The 17,444-nt window shown below is 70.0% G+C and carries 16 protein-coding genes; 13 read left to right on the top strand and 3 right to left on the bottom strand.

Annotation, left to right across the window (positions count from 1 at the left end):
* The first annotated feature begins 15 nt into the window (after positions 1 to 15).
* Together AC3RJ7_RS05025 and AC3RJ7_RS05030 are read left to right on the top strand one after the other, a co-directional pair.
* A complete protein-coding gene (locus tag AC3RJ7_RS05025) occupies positions 16 to 531 on the top strand; it encodes a COG4315 family predicted lipoprotein (RefSeq protein ID WP_491454722.1) in 516 nt (171 codons plus the stop codon).
* A gap of 101 nt (positions 532 to 632) precedes the next feature.
* The gene (locus AC3RJ7_RS05030) at positions 633 to 1,124 is read left to right on the top strand and encodes a hypothetical protein (RefSeq protein ID WP_491454723.1); all 492 of its coding nucleotides are present in this window, start codon (positions 633 to 635) and stop codon (positions 1,122 to 1,124) included.
* On the opposite strand, the gene AC3RJ7_RS05035 is transcribed toward AC3RJ7_RS05030, so the two are convergent.
* Complete coding sequence (locus tag AC3RJ7_RS05035; protein WP_491454724.1) at positions 1,066 to 1,842, bottom strand: CPBP family intramembrane glutamic endopeptidase; 777 nt, start codon at positions 1,840 to 1,842, stop codon at positions 1,066 to 1,068. The two genes, AC3RJ7_RS05030 and AC3RJ7_RS05035, sit on opposite strands and share 59 nt — an antisense overlap.
* 254 nt (positions 1,843 to 2,096) lie before the next feature.
* Between AC3RJ7_RS05035 and AC3RJ7_RS05040 the strand changes: the two genes are divergently transcribed.
* The 6 genes from AC3RJ7_RS05040 (at position 2,097) to AC3RJ7_RS05065 (ending at position 10,619) form a co-directional block, all read left to right on the top strand.
* A complete protein-coding gene (locus AC3RJ7_RS05040; RefSeq protein WP_491454725.1) occupies positions 2,097 to 3,728 on the top strand; it encodes a peptide ABC transporter substrate-binding protein in 1,632 nt (543 codons plus the stop codon).
* Positions 3,729 to 3,860: 132 nt separating this feature from the next.
* The gene (locus AC3RJ7_RS05045; protein ID WP_491454726.1) at positions 3,861 to 4,787 is read left to right on the top strand and encodes an ABC transporter permease; all 927 of its coding nucleotides are present in this window, start codon (positions 3,861 to 3,863) and stop codon (positions 4,785 to 4,787) included.
* Entirely contained in the window at positions 4,780 to 5,742 is a 963-nt protein-coding gene (locus AC3RJ7_RS05050) for an ABC transporter permease (protein WP_491454727.1), read from the top strand. The genes AC3RJ7_RS05045 and AC3RJ7_RS05050 overlap by 8 nt, the downstream gene beginning before the upstream one ends.
* Entirely contained in the window at positions 5,739 to 7,457 is a 1,719-nt protein-coding gene (locus AC3RJ7_RS05055; RefSeq protein WP_491454728.1) for a dipeptide ABC transporter ATP-binding protein, read from the top strand. The genes AC3RJ7_RS05050 and AC3RJ7_RS05055 overlap by 4 nt, the downstream gene beginning before the upstream one ends.
* Before the next feature lie 241 nt (positions 7,458 to 7,698).
* The gene (gene typA, locus AC3RJ7_RS05060) at positions 7,699 to 9,603 is read left to right on the top strand and encodes a translational GTPase TypA (RefSeq protein WP_491454729.1); all 1,905 of its coding nucleotides are present in this window, start codon (positions 7,699 to 7,701) and stop codon (positions 9,601 to 9,603) included.
* A gap of 230 nt (positions 9,604 to 9,833) precedes the next feature.
* Positions 9,834 to 10,619, top strand: a complete 786-nt coding sequence (locus AC3RJ7_RS05065) for a M23 family metallopeptidase (protein WP_491454730.1) — start codon at positions 9,834 to 9,836, stop codon at positions 10,617 to 10,619.
* Between the two features lie 109 nt (positions 10,620 to 10,728).
* On the opposite strand, the gene AC3RJ7_RS05070 is transcribed toward AC3RJ7_RS05065, so the two are convergent.
* Positions 10,729 to 11,556 (bottom strand): enoyl-CoA hydratase/isomerase family protein, encoded by an 828-nt coding sequence (locus AC3RJ7_RS05070; protein WP_491454731.1) that lies wholly within the window; start codon positions 11,554 to 11,556, stop codon positions 10,729 to 10,731.
* A gap of 123 nt (positions 11,557 to 11,679) precedes the next feature.
* On the opposite strand from AC3RJ7_RS05070, the gene AC3RJ7_RS05075 reads away from it, so the two are divergent.
* From AC3RJ7_RS05075 to AC3RJ7_RS05090, 4 genes are all read left to right on the top strand, one after another.
* Entirely contained in the window at positions 11,680 to 12,090 is a 411-nt protein-coding gene (locus AC3RJ7_RS05075) for a histidinol dehydrogenase (RefSeq protein WP_491454732.1), read from the top strand.
* Between the two features lie 38 nt (positions 12,091 to 12,128).
* Complete coding sequence (fdxA, locus tag AC3RJ7_RS05080; protein WP_491454733.1) at positions 12,129 to 12,449, top strand: ferredoxin; 321 nt, start codon at positions 12,129 to 12,131, stop codon at positions 12,447 to 12,449.
* A gap of 17 nt (positions 12,450 to 12,466) precedes the next feature.
* Positions 12,467 to 13,582, top strand: coding sequence for a succinyldiaminopimelate transaminase (gene dapC / locus AC3RJ7_RS05085; RefSeq protein WP_491454734.1), 1,116 nt, complete (start codon positions 12,467 to 12,469; stop codon positions 13,580 to 13,582).
* 161 nt (positions 13,583 to 13,743) lie between these two features.
* The gene (locus AC3RJ7_RS05090; RefSeq protein WP_491454735.1) at positions 13,744 to 15,054 is read left to right on the top strand and encodes a citrate synthase; all 1,311 of its coding nucleotides are present in this window, start codon (positions 13,744 to 13,746) and stop codon (positions 15,052 to 15,054) included.
* A gap of 156 nt (positions 15,055 to 15,210) precedes the next feature.
* On the opposite strand, the gene AC3RJ7_RS05095 is transcribed toward AC3RJ7_RS05090, so the two are convergent.
* Entirely contained in the window at positions 15,211 to 16,848 is a 1,638-nt protein-coding gene (locus AC3RJ7_RS05095) for an MFS transporter (RefSeq protein ID WP_491454736.1), read from the bottom strand.
* Between AC3RJ7_RS05095 and AC3RJ7_RS05100 the strand changes: the two genes are divergently transcribed.
* Positions 16,825 to 17,394, top strand: a complete 570-nt coding sequence (locus AC3RJ7_RS05100; protein WP_491454737.1) for a TetR/AcrR family transcriptional regulator — start codon at positions 16,825 to 16,827, stop codon at positions 17,392 to 17,394. The two genes, AC3RJ7_RS05095 and AC3RJ7_RS05100, sit on opposite strands and share 24 nt — an antisense overlap.
* Positions 17,395 to 17,444: the final 50 nt, after the last annotated feature.

Raw genomic sequence — 17,444 nt, forward strand, 5'->3', positions numbered from 1 at the left:
AGAGAGGGATCTCGAATGAAATCGCGCATCGCAACAGGGGCCGCCGTGCTCGGCCTCGTCATCGCGCTCGCGGGCTGCACGGGGACGTCCGGCGGATCCGACGGCACGTCCGGCGGGTCGATGTACGGCGGCGACACGCCGGCTGCGACGGAGACGCCCGACGGCGGCGCCGCGTCGGGCGCCGTGCTCGCGACCGCCGACTCGGACCTCGGAGAGATCGTCGTCGACGGCGAGGGCATGACGGTGTACATGTTCGACTCCGACACCCAGGGCGGGGATTCCAGCAGCTGCGAGGGCGAGTGCGCCACCAACTGGCCCGCGGTGACCACCGACTCCGACAGCCCCGAGGTGGAGGGCGTCACGGGCGAGGTCGGCACCATCACCGGCGTCGACGGTTCGACGCAGGTGACGCTCGACGGCTGGCCGCTGTACACCTTCGCGGGCGACGGCGCCGCGGGCGACGTGAACGGCCAGGGCGTCAACGGCGTGTGGTGGGTGCTGAGCCCGGCGGGGGAGAAGATCGGCGGTTGAGGCCGATCGACTGACCGCGACGGCGGCCCGGGAGTAGACTGAGGTTCTCTCGGGCTTCCGTATCGGGCGGCCCGAGGGCCATTCGCACGGGGAGGTGCCGAATGCCGGGAATCGATGTGATCGCGGGCATCGCGATCGTCGTCGCCTTCGCCGTCGTGAGCGTCGCGACGGCGGACGCGGGGGGCCTCGAGCAGCGCATGCGCCGGCGCGGCAGCGTCGGCGAGTCGGCCGAGGCGATACGGCATGCGCAGGACGTGATGGATTACGCGCGCGGCGGCTACCTCGGCGTGGTCTGCACGCCGAGTCGCCGACTGCGGCTCTCCGGAGACCTGGAGTCCGAGACGACCCACGCGCCCCCGGCCGATGCACCGCGACCTGTCCAGGCGCGCGCGGGCGCGCCCGTCGTCGTCCGGACGGCGACGTCGCCCGAAGGCCGGCACCTCGCGCCGCGACGCGCCGACCGGCGTCGGCGGCCGGCCCGAGGCATCCGCGTGCTCGTCAGCCGGCGCGCGCTCGTCGTCGGTCGCCGTGGCGTCACGCGGGCGGAGCGAAGAGCTCCGGCCACCACGCGACCGCCAGGGGATACCCGATGAACGAGGCCATGTCGAGCACCCAGTGCGCGATCACGAGCGGCATCGTCCGTCCCCAGCGCGCGTAGCACCAGCCGAACACGATGCCCATGGCGACGTTGCCGGCGAACGGCCCGAAGCCCTGGTAGAGGTGGTACGTGCCGCGCAGGAGCGCGCTCGAGACGATCGTGGCCCACGGCCCGACCCCGAGCTCGCGCAGACGGGTGAACAGGTAGCCGACGACGATGATCTCCTCCGTGAGCGCCGCCTTGAGCGCGGCGAGCACGAGGATCGGCACCGTCCACCAGTGCGTGTCGAGCGGTGACGGCACGACGGTCACGGTGATGCCCGCCGCGCGGCCGAGCGCGTAGAGCGCGAGGCCCGGCACGCCGATCGCGAGCACGAGGGCGAGGCCGGATGCCGCATCGCGTCCGGGTCTCGTGAGGTCGAAGCCGATGCGGCGGAACCCGCTGCGCGTCGGCTGCCAGAGGAGGTAGAGCACCAGGGCCACCACGAAGAGCCCGAAGAACACATCGAGGAACTGGTAGGTGAAGTCGAGCCACTCCCGGCTCGAGCGCGACTGGTTGATCGCCGCCGACTGCTTCGCGAGGGGGGTCTCGTCGGTCACGCGGGCGATGATCGACACGATCGAGTACACCGCGGAGGCACCGAGCGAGAGCCCGAGCACGATGACGATCTCGGCCCGGAGGCGGAGCCTCCAAGCGGCGTGTGCACCGCCCACCTTGGGTTCGCCTGTGTGCGGGCTGTGCAGTGGTCGTGCATCCGACATGCCGCAATCATCGCATGAGCGCCTCGCACGCAACGATCGTGCGCATTCGCGGCGGATTATGTCGTGTCCCGTGTCACTAGGTTGCGCCTCGGTAACGGTTTCCGTCTCGACTTTGTATCTCAGGGAACGATTCGTAGTCTGGCACCACGAAGCGCACAGCCCGGCCAAGAGCCGTGCTGTTCCGCGCACATCTCACAGGAGGAACATTGAAGAACAAGAGAATCGGCGCTGCAGCCATTGCTCTTGCTGCCGCCGGCGCACTGGTGCTCACCGGCTGCACGAGCGGCGGCGGGGGCGAGTCCACCGAGGCCGCTGGCGACCCCACCGCGATCATCACGACCAATGGCTCCGAGCCGCAGAACCCGCTGATCCCGACCAACACGACGGAGACCGGCGGCGGCAAGATCGTCACGTCGATCTTCGCGGGCCTCGTGTCGTACACGGCCGACGGTGAGATCGAGCTCGATGTCGCCGAGTCGATCGAGTCGGACGACAAGCAGACCTGGACGGTCACGCTCAAGGACGGCCAGACGTTCACGGACGGCACCCCGGTCACCGCCCAGTCGTTCGTCGACGCGTGGAACTACGGCGCGAAGTTCAGCAACGCGCAGAGCGCTTCGTACTTCTTCGACAACATCGAGGGCTTCAGCTACACCGAGGACTCGGAGCTCACCGGCCTCAACGTGGTCGACGACAAGACGTTCACGGTCAAGCTCAACGCGCCCGAGGCCGACTGGCCGCTGCGCCTCGGCTACACGGCGTACTACCCGCTGCCCGAGTCCGCCTTCGAGGACATGGAGGCCTTCGGCGAGCACCCCGTCGGCAACGGCCCGTACATGTTCGCCGGCGACGACGCGTGGACGCACGAGGAGAAGATCGAGCTCGTCACGAACCCCGACTACGACGGTGTTCGCACGCCGGCCAACGGCGGCCTGACGATCGTCTTCTACGCCTCGCAGGACGCGGCGTACGCCGACCTGCAGGCCGGCAACCTCGACGTGCTCGACGCCGTGCCCGACTCGGCCCTCGCCACCTACGAGGACGAGTTCGGCGACCGTGCGGTCAACCAGCCCGCGGCCATCTTCCAGGGCTTCAACATGCCGTACTACCTCGAGCACTGGAGCGGCGAGGAGGGCAAGCTCCGTCGCGCCGCCATCTCGATGGCGATCGACCGCGAGGAGATCACCGACGTGATCTTCCAGGGCACCCGTACCCCGGCGACCGACTACACCTCGCCGGTCATCGCGGGCTGGACCGACCAGCTCGAGGGCGCTGAGGTCCTCGCGTACAACCCCGAGGAGGCCAAGAAGCTCTGGGCCGAGGCCGACGCGATCTCGCCCTACGGCGACACCGTCTTCGACCTCGCGTACAACGCCGACGGCGGCCACCAGGCGTGGGTCGACGCGGTCGTGAACTCGATCGCCAACACCCTCGACATCCAGGCCGTGGGCAAGCCCTACCCGACGTTCGCCGCGGCCCTCGACGACCGCTCGAACGACAAGCTCACCGGTGGCACCCGCGCCGGCTGGCAGGGCGACTACCCCTCGATGTACAACTTCCTCGCGCCGCTCTACCTGACCGGTGCCGGGTCGAACTACGAGGACTACTCGAGCGAGGAGTTCGACAACCTCATCAAGGAGGGCACGCTCGCCGCGACGCCTGAGGAGGCCACCGAGATCTTCCAGCAGGCTCAGGAGGTCCTCCTGAAGGACCTGCCCGCCATCCCGCTGTGGTACTCGAACGTGACCGGCGCTTCGGCCGACACCGTCGACAACGTGGTGTTCGGCTGGGACTCGGTTCCGCTCTACACCGAGATCACCAAGGCGACGCAGGAGTAAGACGACACCTCGTCTATAATCCCGTCTAGCATGATGTCCGGGGCGGCAACGCCCCGGACATCATGCTGATATCCGAACGACTCTGTGATTGCGGCCCAAAATGCTCTCAGCACTAGACACTGAGGAGCGCTGATGCTCTGGTACACCGGAAAGCGACTCCTCCAAATCATCCCCGTGCTCCTCGGAGCCACCTTCCTCATCTATTTCATGGTCTTCTCCATGCCGGGCGACCCGATCGCGGCGCTCTTCGGCGACCGCCCGCCGGCGCCCGGTGTGATCGAACAGCTCCGTGAGCAGTACCACCTGAACGAACCGTTCATCGTGCAGTACTTCTACTACCTCGCGGGCATCTTCCAGGGAGACTTCGGCGTCACCTACTCGGGCCAGCCGGTCAGCGAAGTCCTGGCTCGCACCTTCCCGGTGACGATCCGCCTCGCGCTCCTCGCGATCTTCTTCGAGATGGTCGCGGGCATCTCGGTCGGCCTCATCAGCGGCCTCCGCAAGGGCGGCATCTTCGACTCGGCCGGCCTCGGCGTGAGCCTCGTGCTCATCTCGCTCCCGATCTTCGTGCTCGGCTTCGTCGCCCAGTACTTCATGGGGATCCAGTGGGGCTGGTTCAGCCCGACCGTGGGCGCCGGCGCTCCGACCGAGGACCTGATCCTGCCGGCCATCGTGCTGGCGACCATCAGCTTCGCGCAGATCTCGCGACTGACGCGCTCCTCGGTCATCGAGACCCAGGGGCTCGACTTCGTGCGCACCGCGTACAGCAAGGGCCTGTCGGGCAAGCGCATCGTGCCCGTGCACATCCTGCGCAACTCGCTGATCCCGGTCGTCACCTACCTCGGCACCGACTTCGGCACGCTGCTCGTGGGCGCGACCGTCACCGAGGGCATCTTCAACGTGCCCGGCGTCGGTCGCACGCTCTACCAGGCGGTCATCCGGGGTGAAGGACCCACCGTCGTGTCCTTCGTCACGATCATGGTGCTCCTGTACCTGATCGTGAACCTCCTGATCGACCTTCTCTACGCCGTGCTCGACCCGAGGATCCGCTATGCCTGACCAGTCTTCATCGAAGCTCCCCATCGAGCACTACGTCGCTCCGCTGGAGGAGACGCCGCTCAGTGCGATCGACTCCGTCAAGACCGAGGGCAAGCCGTCGAACCTCTGGATCGACGCGTGGGACGACCTGCGTCGTCGCCCGATGTTCTGGGTCTCCTCCGCGCTGATCCTCATCATCGTGTTCATCGCCCTGTTCCCGGGCCTGTTCACCGGAGAGTCTCCCGGCCCGCAGGGCTGCGACCTCTCGAACAGCAACGGCGCGCCGCAGCCGGGCCACCCGCTCGGCTTCACGCGCCAGGGCTGCGACGTGTGGGCACGCATCGTCTACGGCGCGAGCACCTCGCTGTCGGTCGGCATCATCGTCACCGTCCTCGTGTTCACCCTCGGCGTGCTGTTCGGCGCGTTCGCGGGCTACTACGGCGGATGGACCGACGGCATCCTCTCGCGCGTCGGCGACATCTTCTTCTCGATCCCCTACATCCTCGCGGCCGTCGTGATCATGTCGGTGCTCGCGAACTACCGCAACGTGTGGGTCATCTCGCTCGCGATCGGCATCTTCGCGTGGCCGGCGACAGCCCGAGTACTGAGATCCGAGATCCTGAGGGTCAAGAACTCCGACTTCGTCACCGCCGCCACGGCGATCGGCGTCACCCGGTTCAAGATCCTCTGGGCGCACGTCGTGCCGAACTCGATCGCGCCGGTCATCGTCATCGCGACGATCTCGCTCGCCGGTGCCATCGTCGCCGAGGCGACCCTGTCGTTCCTCGGTGTCGGACTGCCCACGAGCATCATGTCGTGGGGCAACGACATCGCCCAGGCGCAGACGACGCTCCGCACCGCTCCGCAGGTGCTGATCTACCCGTCGATCGCACTTTCCCTGACCGTGTTCTCGTTCATCATGCTCGGTGAAGTCGTGCGAGACGCACTCGACCCGAAGGCGAGGGCACAGCGATGAGCACCCCCCTGCTCCAAGTGAAAGACCTCGAGGTCGCGTTCCGCACCCAGAACGGCCTCGTGCAGGCGGTCCGCGGCGTGAGCTTCACGCTCGACCGCGGCTCCAGCCTCGCGATCGTCGGCGAGTCGGGTTCGGGCAAGTCGACGACCGCGCACGCGATCATCAACCTGCTGCCGGGCACCGGGCACATCTCCGGCGGGCAGATCCTGCTCGACGGCGAAGACCTGGCGAAGGCCCCGCAGCGCGAGATGGAGCAGATCCGCGGTCGCAAGATCGGCTTCGTCCCCCAGGACCCGATGTCGAACCTCAACCCCGTGTGGTCGATCGGCTTCCAGGTCGAGGAGGCGATCCGTGCGAACGGCATCGCCAGCGGCCGCAAGGAGGTCAAGGCCCGCGCGATCCAGGTGCTGAAGGAGGCCGGCCTGCAGGACGCCGACCGACGCCTCAAGCAGTACCCGCACCAGTTCTCGGGCGGCATGCGCCAGCGCGTGCTCATCGGCATGGGCCTCGCGGCGAACCCGCAGCTGCTCATCGCCGACGAGCCCACCTCGGCGCTCGACGTCACCGTGCAGCGCGTCATCCTCGACCACCTCGAGTCGCTCACCCGTGAGCTCGGCACGACCCTGCTGTTCATCACGCACGACCTCGGCCTCGCCGCCGAGCGCGCCGAGCAGCTGCTCGTCATGTACAAGGGGCAGGTCGTCGAGGCAGGTCCGTCGCGCGAGATCCTGCAGAACCCGCAGCACCCGTACACGCAGCGCCTCGTCGCCGCGGCACCGAGCCTCGCCTCGCGCCGCATCCAGGCGACGGGCAGCATCGCGGCGGCCGAGTCGGCCATCGCGAGCGACGCGTCGTCGGCCGCGGGCGAGGCGATCGACCTCATCGCGACCGCCGAGGCACGCGCCGAGGCCCTCGAGGCCGCGGCCGCGCAGCCGCCGGCGATCGTGGTCGAGAACCTGACCAAGGTGTTCAACATCCGCGGTTCGGGCGACTTCACGGCCGTCGACGACGTCTCGTTCCAGATCGCACGCGGCACCACCACGGCGCTCGTGGGCGAGTCGGGCTCGGGCAAGTCGACCGTCGCGAAGATGCTGCTGAAGCTCGAGGAGGCGACGAGCGGCAAGATCGTCGTCGGCGGGAAGGACCTGGCGGCGACGAGCGGCAAGGAGCTGTTCGCGCTCCGCAGCCGCATGCAGCCGGTCTTCCAGGACCCGTACGGTTCGCTGAACCCGCTCCGCAACATCGGAAACACGATCGCCGAGCCGCTGCAGACGCACAAGGTCGGCACGAAGACCTCGCGCCGCGAGCGCGTCTTCGAGCTGCTCGACCAGGTGTCGCTGCCGCGCACGCTCGTCAGCCGGTACCCGAACGAGCTCTCGGGCGGGCAGCGCCAGCGCATCGCCATCGCGCGCGCGCTCGCGCTGAAGCCCGAGATCGTCATCCTCGACGAGGCGGTCTCGGCGCTCGACGTGCTCGTCCAGGCGCAGATCCTGCGCCTGCTCGCCGAGCTCCAGTCGGAGCTCAACCTGACGTACCTCTTCATCACGCACGACCTCGCCGTCGTGCGCGTCATCGCGGACAACGTCTGCGTGATGCAGAAGGGGCGCATCGTCGAGGCGGCGACGACCGACGAGGTGTTCGACAACCCCAAGGAGCAGTACACGCGCGACCTGCTCGCGGCCATCCCGGGCGCGAACATCGAGCTGGGGGCGTAGGCCCGCCGCGAGGCATCCACGCCGCCCCGCCCCACCCGAACGCCCGGCATCCGACCCTCGGATGCCGGGCGTTCGGCGTTCACTCGGCTGCGCACGGTAGGCTGTCATGGCGCGAACCGTCGATCCACGGTCGTCCGCGCTCCCACAGACTCCCATCCAGCGCATCCGCGCGGTCCGGCCGAGCCCGTTTCCGGGTCCGGCGGGCCGAACAGGCGGATGCCTCACCGCGAGGACGAAATCCATGGCGAAGGCCACCCGCAACTCCCTGCGCAACGTCGCGATCGTCGCGCACGTCGACCACGGCAAGACGACGCTCGTCGACGCGATGCTCAAGCAGACCCACTCGTTCGCCGAGCACGCCCACGTCGACGACCGCGCGATGGACTCGAACGAGCTCGAGCGCGAGAAGGGCATCACGATCCTCGCGAAGAACACCGCGGTCGAGTACAACGGCGCCCACGCGACCGACGGCCCCGTGACGATCAACGTGATCGACACCCCCGGCCACGCCGACTTCGGCGGCGAGGTCGAGCGCGGCCTGTCGATGGTCGACGGCGTCGTGCTCCTCGTCGACTCCAGCGAGGGTCCGCTGCCGCAGACCCGCTTCGTGCTCCGCAAGGCGCTCGAGGCGCGCCTGCCCGTGATCCTCCTGGTCAACAAGACCGACCGCCCCGACGCCCGCATCGAGGAGGTCGAGGAGGAGAGCCACGACCTGCTGCTCGGCCTCGCGTCCGACCTCGTCGACGACGTGCCCGACCTCGACGTCGACGCACTGCTCGACGTGCCCGTGGTGTACGCGTCGGGCAAGGCCGGTCGCGCCTCGCTCAACCGCCCCGAGAACGGCGCGCTGCCCGACAACGAGGACCTCGAGCCGCTCTTCGGCGCGATCCTCGAGCACGTGCCGGCGCCCTCGTACGACGACGAGGCCCCGCTGCAGGCGTGGGTCACGAACCTCGACGCGTCGCCGTTCCTCGGCCGCCTCGCGCTGCTGCGCGTCTTCAACGGCACGATCAAGAAGGGCCAGACGGTCGCCTGGGTGCGCCACGACGGCACGCACTCGAACGTGCGCATCACCGAGCTCCTGAAGACGAAGGCGCTCGAGCGCTTCCCGGCCGAGGAGGCCGGCCCCGGCGACATCATCGCCGTCGCCGGCATCGAGGACATCACGATCGGCGAGACCCTCGCCGACCCCGAGGACGTGCGGCCGCTGCCCGCCATCCACGTCGACGACCCCGCCATCTCGATGACGATCGGCACGAACACCTCGCCCATCGTCGGCAAGGTCAAGGGGCACAAGCTCACCGCCCGCATGGTCAAGGACCGCCTCGACCGCGAGCTCATCGGCAACGTGTCGCTCCGGGTCGAGGACATCGGCCGGCCCGACGCGTGGGAGGTGCAGGGACGCGGCGAGCTCGCGCTCGCGATCCTCGTCGAGCAGATGCGCCGCGAGGGCTACGAGCTCACCGTGGGCAAGCCGCAGGTGGTCACGAAGCAGGTCGACGGCAAGACGCACGAGCCGTACGAGCACCTCACGATCGACGCCCCCGAGGAGTACCTCGGCGCCATCACCCAGCTGCTCGCCGCGCGCAAGGGCCGCATGGACAACATGTCGAACCACGGCACGGGCTGGGTGCGCATGGAGTTCATCGTGCCGAGCCGCGGCCTCATCGGGTTCCGTACCGAGTTCATGACGATCACGCGCGGCACGGGCATCGCGAACGCGATCTCGCACGGCTACGACGAGTGGGCGGGCGCGATCACGACCCGCAACAACGGCTCGATCGTCGCCGACCGCGCCGGCGTCGTGACGCCGTTCGCGATCATCGCCCTGCAGGAGCGCATGACGTTCTTCGTGAACCCGACCGAGGAGGTCTACGAGGGCATGGTCATCGGCGAGAACTCGCGCGCCGACGACATGGACGTCAACATCACGAAGGAGAAGAAGCTGACGAACATGCGTTCGTCGACGGCCGACACCTTCGAGTCGATGACCCCGTCGCGCCAGCTGACGCTCGAGGAGTGCCTCGAGTTCGCCCGCGAGGACGAGTGCGTCGAGGTCACCCCCGAGAAGGTGCGCATCCGCAAGGTCGAGCTCGACGCCACGGCGCGCGCTCGGGCGGCGTCGCGTCTCAAGAAGCAGGGCTGAGCGCAGCTCCCTCACGCACGATGCGGATGCCTCGGGGTCGACCCCGAGGCATCCGCATCGTCGTTCTCGGCGGCACGGCGCGGTTCGTCCGCGCGCCCACGCACGGGTTCTATGCATGCGTATCGGAGGTTCTTCCCAGAATCGCTGCGTACGGTTCTTGAGATCGTCTCGACATCGAGACGTTTTCCGTTTCTGCCACGAAACCCGACCCCCCTGATACGTAACGCGTGATGACTTCCCCCCAGCACGGCCGCCGCGCGGCCGCCCCCGTTCCTGCCCGCCCCCGCACCCGCCCCGTGCGTCGCCCCGCGACCGCCCGGCAGGCGCTGTCCGTCGTCGCGATGGGCTTCGTCGGCGCGATGCTCGTCGCGACGAGCGTGCCCGCCCTCGCCGTGACCGCGACCGACACCGAGGTCCGCGCCTCGGTGTATGCGCCCGCCGAGGACACCGTGAGCTTCACCCCGCAGCACGTCGAGGTCGGCGCCGAAGCCGTCGAGGCGACGCTCGCGGCCGAGTCGTACGACGTGGAGAAGGCGCCGCCGCCCATCGTCGCCCAGGTCGCCGGCCTCGGATCCGTGTCGATCGTCGAGTCCGACACCGTCGTGTGGCCGGTGCAGAGCCCCGACCGCCGCAGCAGCGGCTACGGACCCCGCGACGCTCCCTGTGCGGGCTGCTCGACGTTCCACGACGGCGTCGACTTCAACCCCGGCGACGGGACGCCCGTCATGTCGATCGCCGACGGCGTCGTCGTGAAGGCGACCGAGGGCGGCGGCGGACTCGGTGTGAACGTCGAGGTGGAGCACAACATCGGCGGCGAGCTCATCACGAGCTCGTACGCGCACATGCAGTACGGGTCGATCGCGGTCTCGGTCGGCGAGCGCGTGACCGCCGGGCAGCAGCTCGGCCTCGTCGGCACGACCGGCCAGTCGACCGGCCCGCACCTCCACCTCGAGATGTTCGGCACCGACGGCGTGCGATTCGACGGCTTCGCCTGGCTCGCCGCGCACATCGGCTGACTCCGGTCCGCCGGTCGGGTCGCGAGCGACGAAGGAGCACGTGCATCGGGACCACGCTCGAAAGAGGTCTCGATACGCTCCTTCGTCGCTGCTCGACCGACCGGGACGGCTACGCGCCCGTGAAGCGCGGTTCGCGCTTCTCGATGAACGCCGACACGCCCTCGCGCATGTCGTCGGTGCGGAACGCGTCGCCGAAGCCGGCGACCTCGAGATCGGTCGCGGTCGCGGTCGGCGCACCCGTCCCGGCGACGAGCACGCGCTTGGCCAGGCCCACCGCGGGTGCGGCGTTCTCGGTGACGAGGGCGACGGTCTCGCGGGCGCCGGCGAACATCGCGGCGCGGTCGGCGAATCGGCGGGCGACGAGTCCGGCGGCGACGGCCTCGTCGATGCCGATGCGACGACCGGTGTAGATGAGCTCCTTCGCGAGCGCGAGCCCGACGGTCCGGGGCAGGCGTACCGTGCCGCCGAAGCCGGGGATGAGCCCGAGGTGCACCTCGGGCTGGCCGAAGGCCGAGGCATCCGTGGCGTAGATGAAGTCGCACGCGAGCGCCATCTCGAGCCCGCCGCCGAGCGCGAACCCGTCGACGCAGGCGATGACGGGTACCGGGAGCGCCTCGATCGCCGCGGCGACGCGGTGGCCGGCGCGCGAGGCCGCCTCGCCCTCCTCGGGCGTGAGGCCGGCCATCGCCCGGATGTCGGCGCCCGCGACGAACGCCCGCCCGCCCTCGCCCGTGAGCAGCACGCCGCGCACGGCCGATCCGTCGGCGGCGATCTCGGACGCGAGTCCGTCGAAGGCGGACTCGAGCGCGGCGAGCACGGCGGGGGAGAGGGCGTTGAGGGCCTTCGGCCGGTCGATCGTCACGATCGCGAGGTCGCCCTCGCGCTCCACCCGCACCTCGGGCGCGTCGTCATGGGTCGCGTTCGTGGCGTCGGTCATCGTCGATCCTCTCGTGCGTCGGGCGCGTGCCGACCACGCTACGGCATCAGGGCCCGGGCCTTCGCGGTCGGCGCCCGCCGGTAGACTCGACCGCATGCCGACGACCCCCACCCCGCCCGCACGATGAGCGACGCTGCGCAGCCCGCGGGCCAGTCGATCGCCGGCCGCCTCGGGGCGCTCCTCGTGGCGGTGCTCATCGGCGCCGTCTACGGCACCGTCGCGACCGTCGGCCACCGCCACGTGCTCGTGATCGGCGAGGTCGTGATCCCGTGGGGCCTCGTCGTGGCGATCGTCGGCATCGCGGCGCTCCTCGTGGGCATCCGGCTCGTGACCCGGGGCCGTGCGATCACGGCCGCCGCGGCGGCCGGCCTCGTCGCGATGGTGGCGGTGCTCACGTACCTGCCCGGCCCCGGCGGCTCGGTGCTCGTCGTGGGCGACCTGCTCGGCACGGTGTGGGCGTTCGCGCCGTCGCTCATCGGCGTGCTCGTCGTCGCGTGGCCCGAGCTGCCGTCACGGGCGCGCTCCCGCGCTTAGACTGAAGATCCAGCCTCTTCGAAGGAGCACGAACCACCGTGACCTATGTCATCGCCCTCCCGTGCGTCGATGTGAAAGACCGTGCGTGCATCGACGAGTGTCCCGTCGACTGCATCTACGAGGGCGAGCGCTCGCTCTACATCCACCCCGACGAGTGCGTCGACTGCGGGGCGTGCGAGCCCGTCTGCCCCGTCGAGGCGATCTACTACGAGGACGACCTGCCCGACGAGTGGGCCGACTACTACAAGGCCAACGTCGAGTTCTTCGACGAGGTCGGCTCGCCCGGCGGCGCCGCGAAGGTGGGCGTCATCCCCAAGGACCACCCGATCATCGCCGCGCTCCCGCCGCAGGCGCACTAGTCGGCGAGGCGCTGACCGTGGCACGGGGCGAGCTGCCCGACTACCCGTGGGACCTCATGGTCCCGTACCGCGAGCGGGCGGCCGTCCACCCCGACGGTGCGGTCGACCTGTCGATCGGGTCGCCCGTCGACGAGACGCCCGCGATCGTGCGCGAAGCGCTCGCCGCCGCGACCGACGCGCACGCGTACCCCCAGACGGTCGGCACCGACGTGCTGCGCGACGAGATCGTCGCGTGGTTCGCCCGGCGACGCGGCGTCACGGGTCTCACGCGCGAGCACGTGCTGCCGACGGTCGGCTCGAAAGAACTCGTCGCGCTCCTGCCGTTCCTGCTCGGGCTCGGCGAGGGCGACGTCGTCGTGCACCCGAAGGCGGCCTACCCGAGCTACGAGATGGGTGCCGTGCTCACCGGTGCGACGGCGATGGCGAGCGACGACCCGGCGGAGTGGCCCGAGGCGACGAAGCTCGTCTGGCTCAACAGCCCCGGCAACCCCGACGGTCGCGTGCTCACGATCGACGAACTGCGCGCGGCGCGCGAGCGGGCCCTCGAGCTCGACGCCGTCATCGTCGGCGACGAGTGCTACGCCGAACTCGGCTGGGCGGGCGACTGGGCCGACGGCGCCGTCCCGAGCCTCCTCGACCCCCGCGTGGTGGGCGACAGCCGGAGGAACACGCTCGTCGCCTACTCGCTCTCGAAGCAGTCGAACATGGCCGGCTATCGCACGGCGTTCATCGCGGGCTGCCGGACGGTCGTCGGCCGGCTCACGAACGTGCGCAAGCACGCGGGGCTCATGCTCGCCCAGCCGCTGCAGCAGGCGATGATCGCCGCGCTGCGCGACGACGCCCATGTCGCCGCCCAGAAGGAGCGCTACCGCGCTCGCCGCGCCGAGCTCAAGCCGGCGCTCGAGGCCGCGGGGTTCCGCATCGATCGCAGCGAGGCGGGCCTCTACCTCTGGGCGACCGAGGGCCGCGACGCGTGGGAGTCGATCGGGCGCCTCGCCGACCTCGGCATCATCGGGGGCCCGGGGCACTTCTACGGGGTGCATCACCCCCAGCACGTTCGGTTGTCGCTGACGGCGAGCGACGAGCGCATCGCCGCGGCGGCCTCCCGCCTGCGCGCGGCATCCGGCACGTAGCATCCCGAGGGTGTGAGGTGCCGCCAATGTATTCAGCGATCTCTTGGCGGATGCGACAGTGTGCCCCCGGCACGTCTAGGCTGTAGGTCGGGCCGTGGCCAACCCTACGTCGCGAGCCCGAAAGGCAGGTGACCGCACAAGTGACGATCACAGGAGGCGCCGTGAGCGACGTCGTGAACCCCGCGGCGGGGCAGAACCCCGAGACCGCGACCCTCAGCTTCCCCGGCGGCACCGCCGAGTTCCCCGTGCGCCCTGCGGTCGACGGCAATGCGAGCATCGACCTCTCGACGCTGACGCGCCAGACCGGGCTCACCGCGCTCGACTACGGCTTCGTCAACACCGCATCGACGCGGTCCGCGATCACGTACATCGACGGCGAGCAGGGCATCCTGCGCTACCGCGGTTACCCGATCGAGGAGCTCGCCGAGCACTCGACCTATCTCGAGGTCGCGTGGCTGCTCATCTACGGCCAGCTGCCGACCGCCTCGCAGCTCGCCGAGTTCGACGAGAAGGTGCGTCGCCACACGCTCCTGCACGAAGACCTCAAGCGCTTCTTCTCTGCGCTGCCGCACACGGCGCACCCGATGTCGGTGCTCTCGAGCGCGGTCGCGGCCCTCTCGACCTACTACGAGGACTCGTCCGACCCGCACGATCCCGACCACGTCGAGCTGACGACCCTTCGCCTGCTCGCGAAGCTGCCGGTCATCGCCGCCTACGCGCACAAGAAGAGCGTCGGGCAGGCGTTCCTCTATCCCGACAACTCGCTGAACTTCGTCGAGAACTTCCTGCGGCTGAACTTCGGCAACATGGCCGAGCCGTACCGCATCGACCCCACGCTCGCGAAGGCGCTCGACCGCCTGCTCATCCTCCACGAGGACCACGAGCAGAACGCGTCGACGTCGACCGTGCGCCTCGTCGGCTCGACCGGTGCGAACCTCTACTCGTCGATCTCGGCGGGCATCCAGGCGCTCTCGGGCCCCCTGCACGGCGGTGCGAACGAGGCCGTCCTCCAGATGCTCGGTCGCATCCAGGAGTCGGGCGAGGGCGTCGCCCGGTTCGTCGAGCGCGTCAAGAACAAGGAAGACGGCGTGAAGCTCATGGGCTTCGGGCACCGCGTCTACAAGAACTACGACCCCCGCGCGAAGATCGTCAAGGAGTCGGCCGACGCCGTGCTCGAGAGCCTCGGCATCGACGACCCGCTGCTCGACATCGCGAAGGAGCTCGAGCAGTTCGCCCTGCAGGACGACTACTTCAAGGAGCGTCGCCTGTACCCGAACGTCGACTTCTACACGGGCGTGATCTACAAGGCGATGGGATTCCCGACGCGCATGTTCACCGTGCTCTTCGCGATCGGCCGCCTGCCCGGCTGGATCGCCCACTGGCGCGAGATGAACCTCGACCCGTCGACGAAGATCGGCCGCCCGCAGCAGCTCTACACGGGCGAGCCCGTGCGGCACTACCCGGGCGCCTGACCCGGCCGGGGTCTCGATTCCTCGAACGTGCACCCGCCACCCGATTCCGGGCGGCGGGTGCACGTTCGCTTTCAGGCCGAGCGCGGGCGTGGTGAGCGAGCGTGCCGTCGCCGCCCCTCGGGAGCGACGACGGCACGCTCGTGGTGCGTTCCGCGCTCAGGCGGCGTCGACGAGCTCCGTCGCGGACGAGGCATCCGGTTCGTCGACGTTCGCGACGCGGGCCGGCCGGCCGACGGCGAGCACGATCACGGCGGCCAGCACGGCCATGAGCGCGACCGTCAGCCACGCGATGTCGTACCCGGTCTGCGTCGGGGCGGCGGTGCCGCCCGCCGAGCCGAACACGATCGCGCTCACGAGGGCCGAGCCGATCGCCGAGCCGATCGTGCGCAGGTTGGCGTTCACGCCGGTCGCGACGCCGGTGCGATCGGCCGGCACGCTCTCGACGACGATGCTCGCGGCCGACGCGTAGGCGAGCCCGATGCCGACGCCGAACACCCCGCCCGCGACGGCGAGCTTCCACACGGCGTCGTGGTCGAACACCGCGTAGCCGACGCCCGCGGCCATGAGCAGCGCGCCGCCGGCGAGCATGAGGCGCAGGGGGATGACTCGGCTCAGCGCCCCGGCCGCGAAGCCGACACCCGACATGCCGATGAGCAGCGGCAGCAGCGCGAGTCCGGCGGCCTGGACGTCGAGTCCGAGGCCCCAGCCGGCGGTCGTCTCGAGGAACTGCGGCAGATAGCCCCAGAATCCGAAGGCCGCGGCGCCGAGGAGCAGGGAGGCCGCGTTCACGGGCCAGAGCTCGCGGGCGAACAGCAGGCGCAGGTCGACGAGGGGTTCGGCCGAGCGCAGCTCGGTGATCGCCCAGGCGGCCATCAGCAGGGCGGCGAGCACGAACAGGCCGACCGTGAGGGGCGACCCCCAGCCCCAGCGCGCGCCCGAGCTGAGCGGCACGAGGAGGGCGACGAGCCAGCCCGAGAGCAGCACCCCGGCGAGCACGTTGACGCGGCCGGTGGCGCGGGTGCCAGAGGTCGGCACGAGCAGCATCACGAGCACGATGCCCGCGATGGCGGTGATGAGGGGCACCGCGAAGACGGCACGCCAGCTGAGCACGCTCGCGATCGGGCCGGCGAGCACGCTGCCCGCGGCGCCGCCGATGCCGATGATCGCGCTCGTGGCGCCGATCGCCCCGGTGAGGCGTTCGCGCGGCATGACGTCGCGAAGCAGGCCGAACGCGAGGGGGAACAGCGCTCCGCCGACTCCTTGCAGGATGCGCCCGGCGATGAGTGTCGGGAGGTCGGGCGCCACGGCCGCGACGATGTCGCCCACGGCGACGACCGCGAGCACGGCGAGGAAGGTGGCGCGGCGGCCGCGGAGGTCGCCGATGCGGCCGAGCAGGGGAGTGGCGACGGCCGCGGCGATGAGCCAAGCGGTGTTGGTCCACGAGGCGGTGTCGGCGGCCACGCCGAAGTCGGCGGCGATGGTCGGGATGACGGGGATGACGAGATTCTGGAGCAGCGCGAGCGAGGCGACGCTCACGGCGATGGCCGCGAACGCGGTGCGTGAGGTGGTTGACACGGCGGACCCTTCGGTCAGGTGCGCGAACACGATGGGCGGGGTAAAGTGGAGTACGGCTCCGAGTGGAGGCTGCCTCCGGTTGTCGACGAGGATGACACTACCGGAGGGCCCCTCCGCTTTGCAAGGAGCGAATCGGAATTCGTCGTCGCCGGGTCTCGAGCACGACGCCGACCGGCAGAAGGAGTGGAACGCGGGATGACCGAGGTGATGCGGGTGCACACCCTCGAGGCGCGGAGGCCGCGCCGTGCCGACGCCGCGCGCAATTTCGACGCGCTCGTCGCGGCCGGCCGTCAGGCCTTCGCCGAAGACGGCTCCCAGGCCTCGCTCGAAGACATCGCGCGTCGCGCCGGCGTCGGCATCGGCACGCTCTACCGCAACTTCCCGACCCGCGACGACCTCATCGAGACCCTCTACCTCGGTGAGGTCGAAGCGCTCGTCCAGGCCGCCGACGAGGTCGCCGGCCTCGAGCCGTGGCCGGCGCTCGAGGCCTGGCTCGATCGCTTCGTGTCGTACGTCGGCACGAAGCACGCCCTGCTCGACGGGCTCAACCGGGAGTCCTCGGTGCTCGGCGAATGCCGCTCGATCATGCTCGGCGCCGGCGAACCGCTGCTCGAGCGCGCCCAGTCGGCCGGCGTGGTGCGAGCCGACATCACGATCGGCGACGTCGTGAAGCTCGTCTCCGGGGTCGCCGCGGTCTCGTCGTTCGACGACGACGCGCAGCGCAAGCGCGTGCTCGGGCTCGCGATCAACGCGATCCGCGCCTGACGTCGGAGGTCCGCGTCGCCGGTGCCGACGACCGAGCGGCCGGCTGCCCG

It is taken from the genome of Agromyces solani (assembly GCF_058349925.1).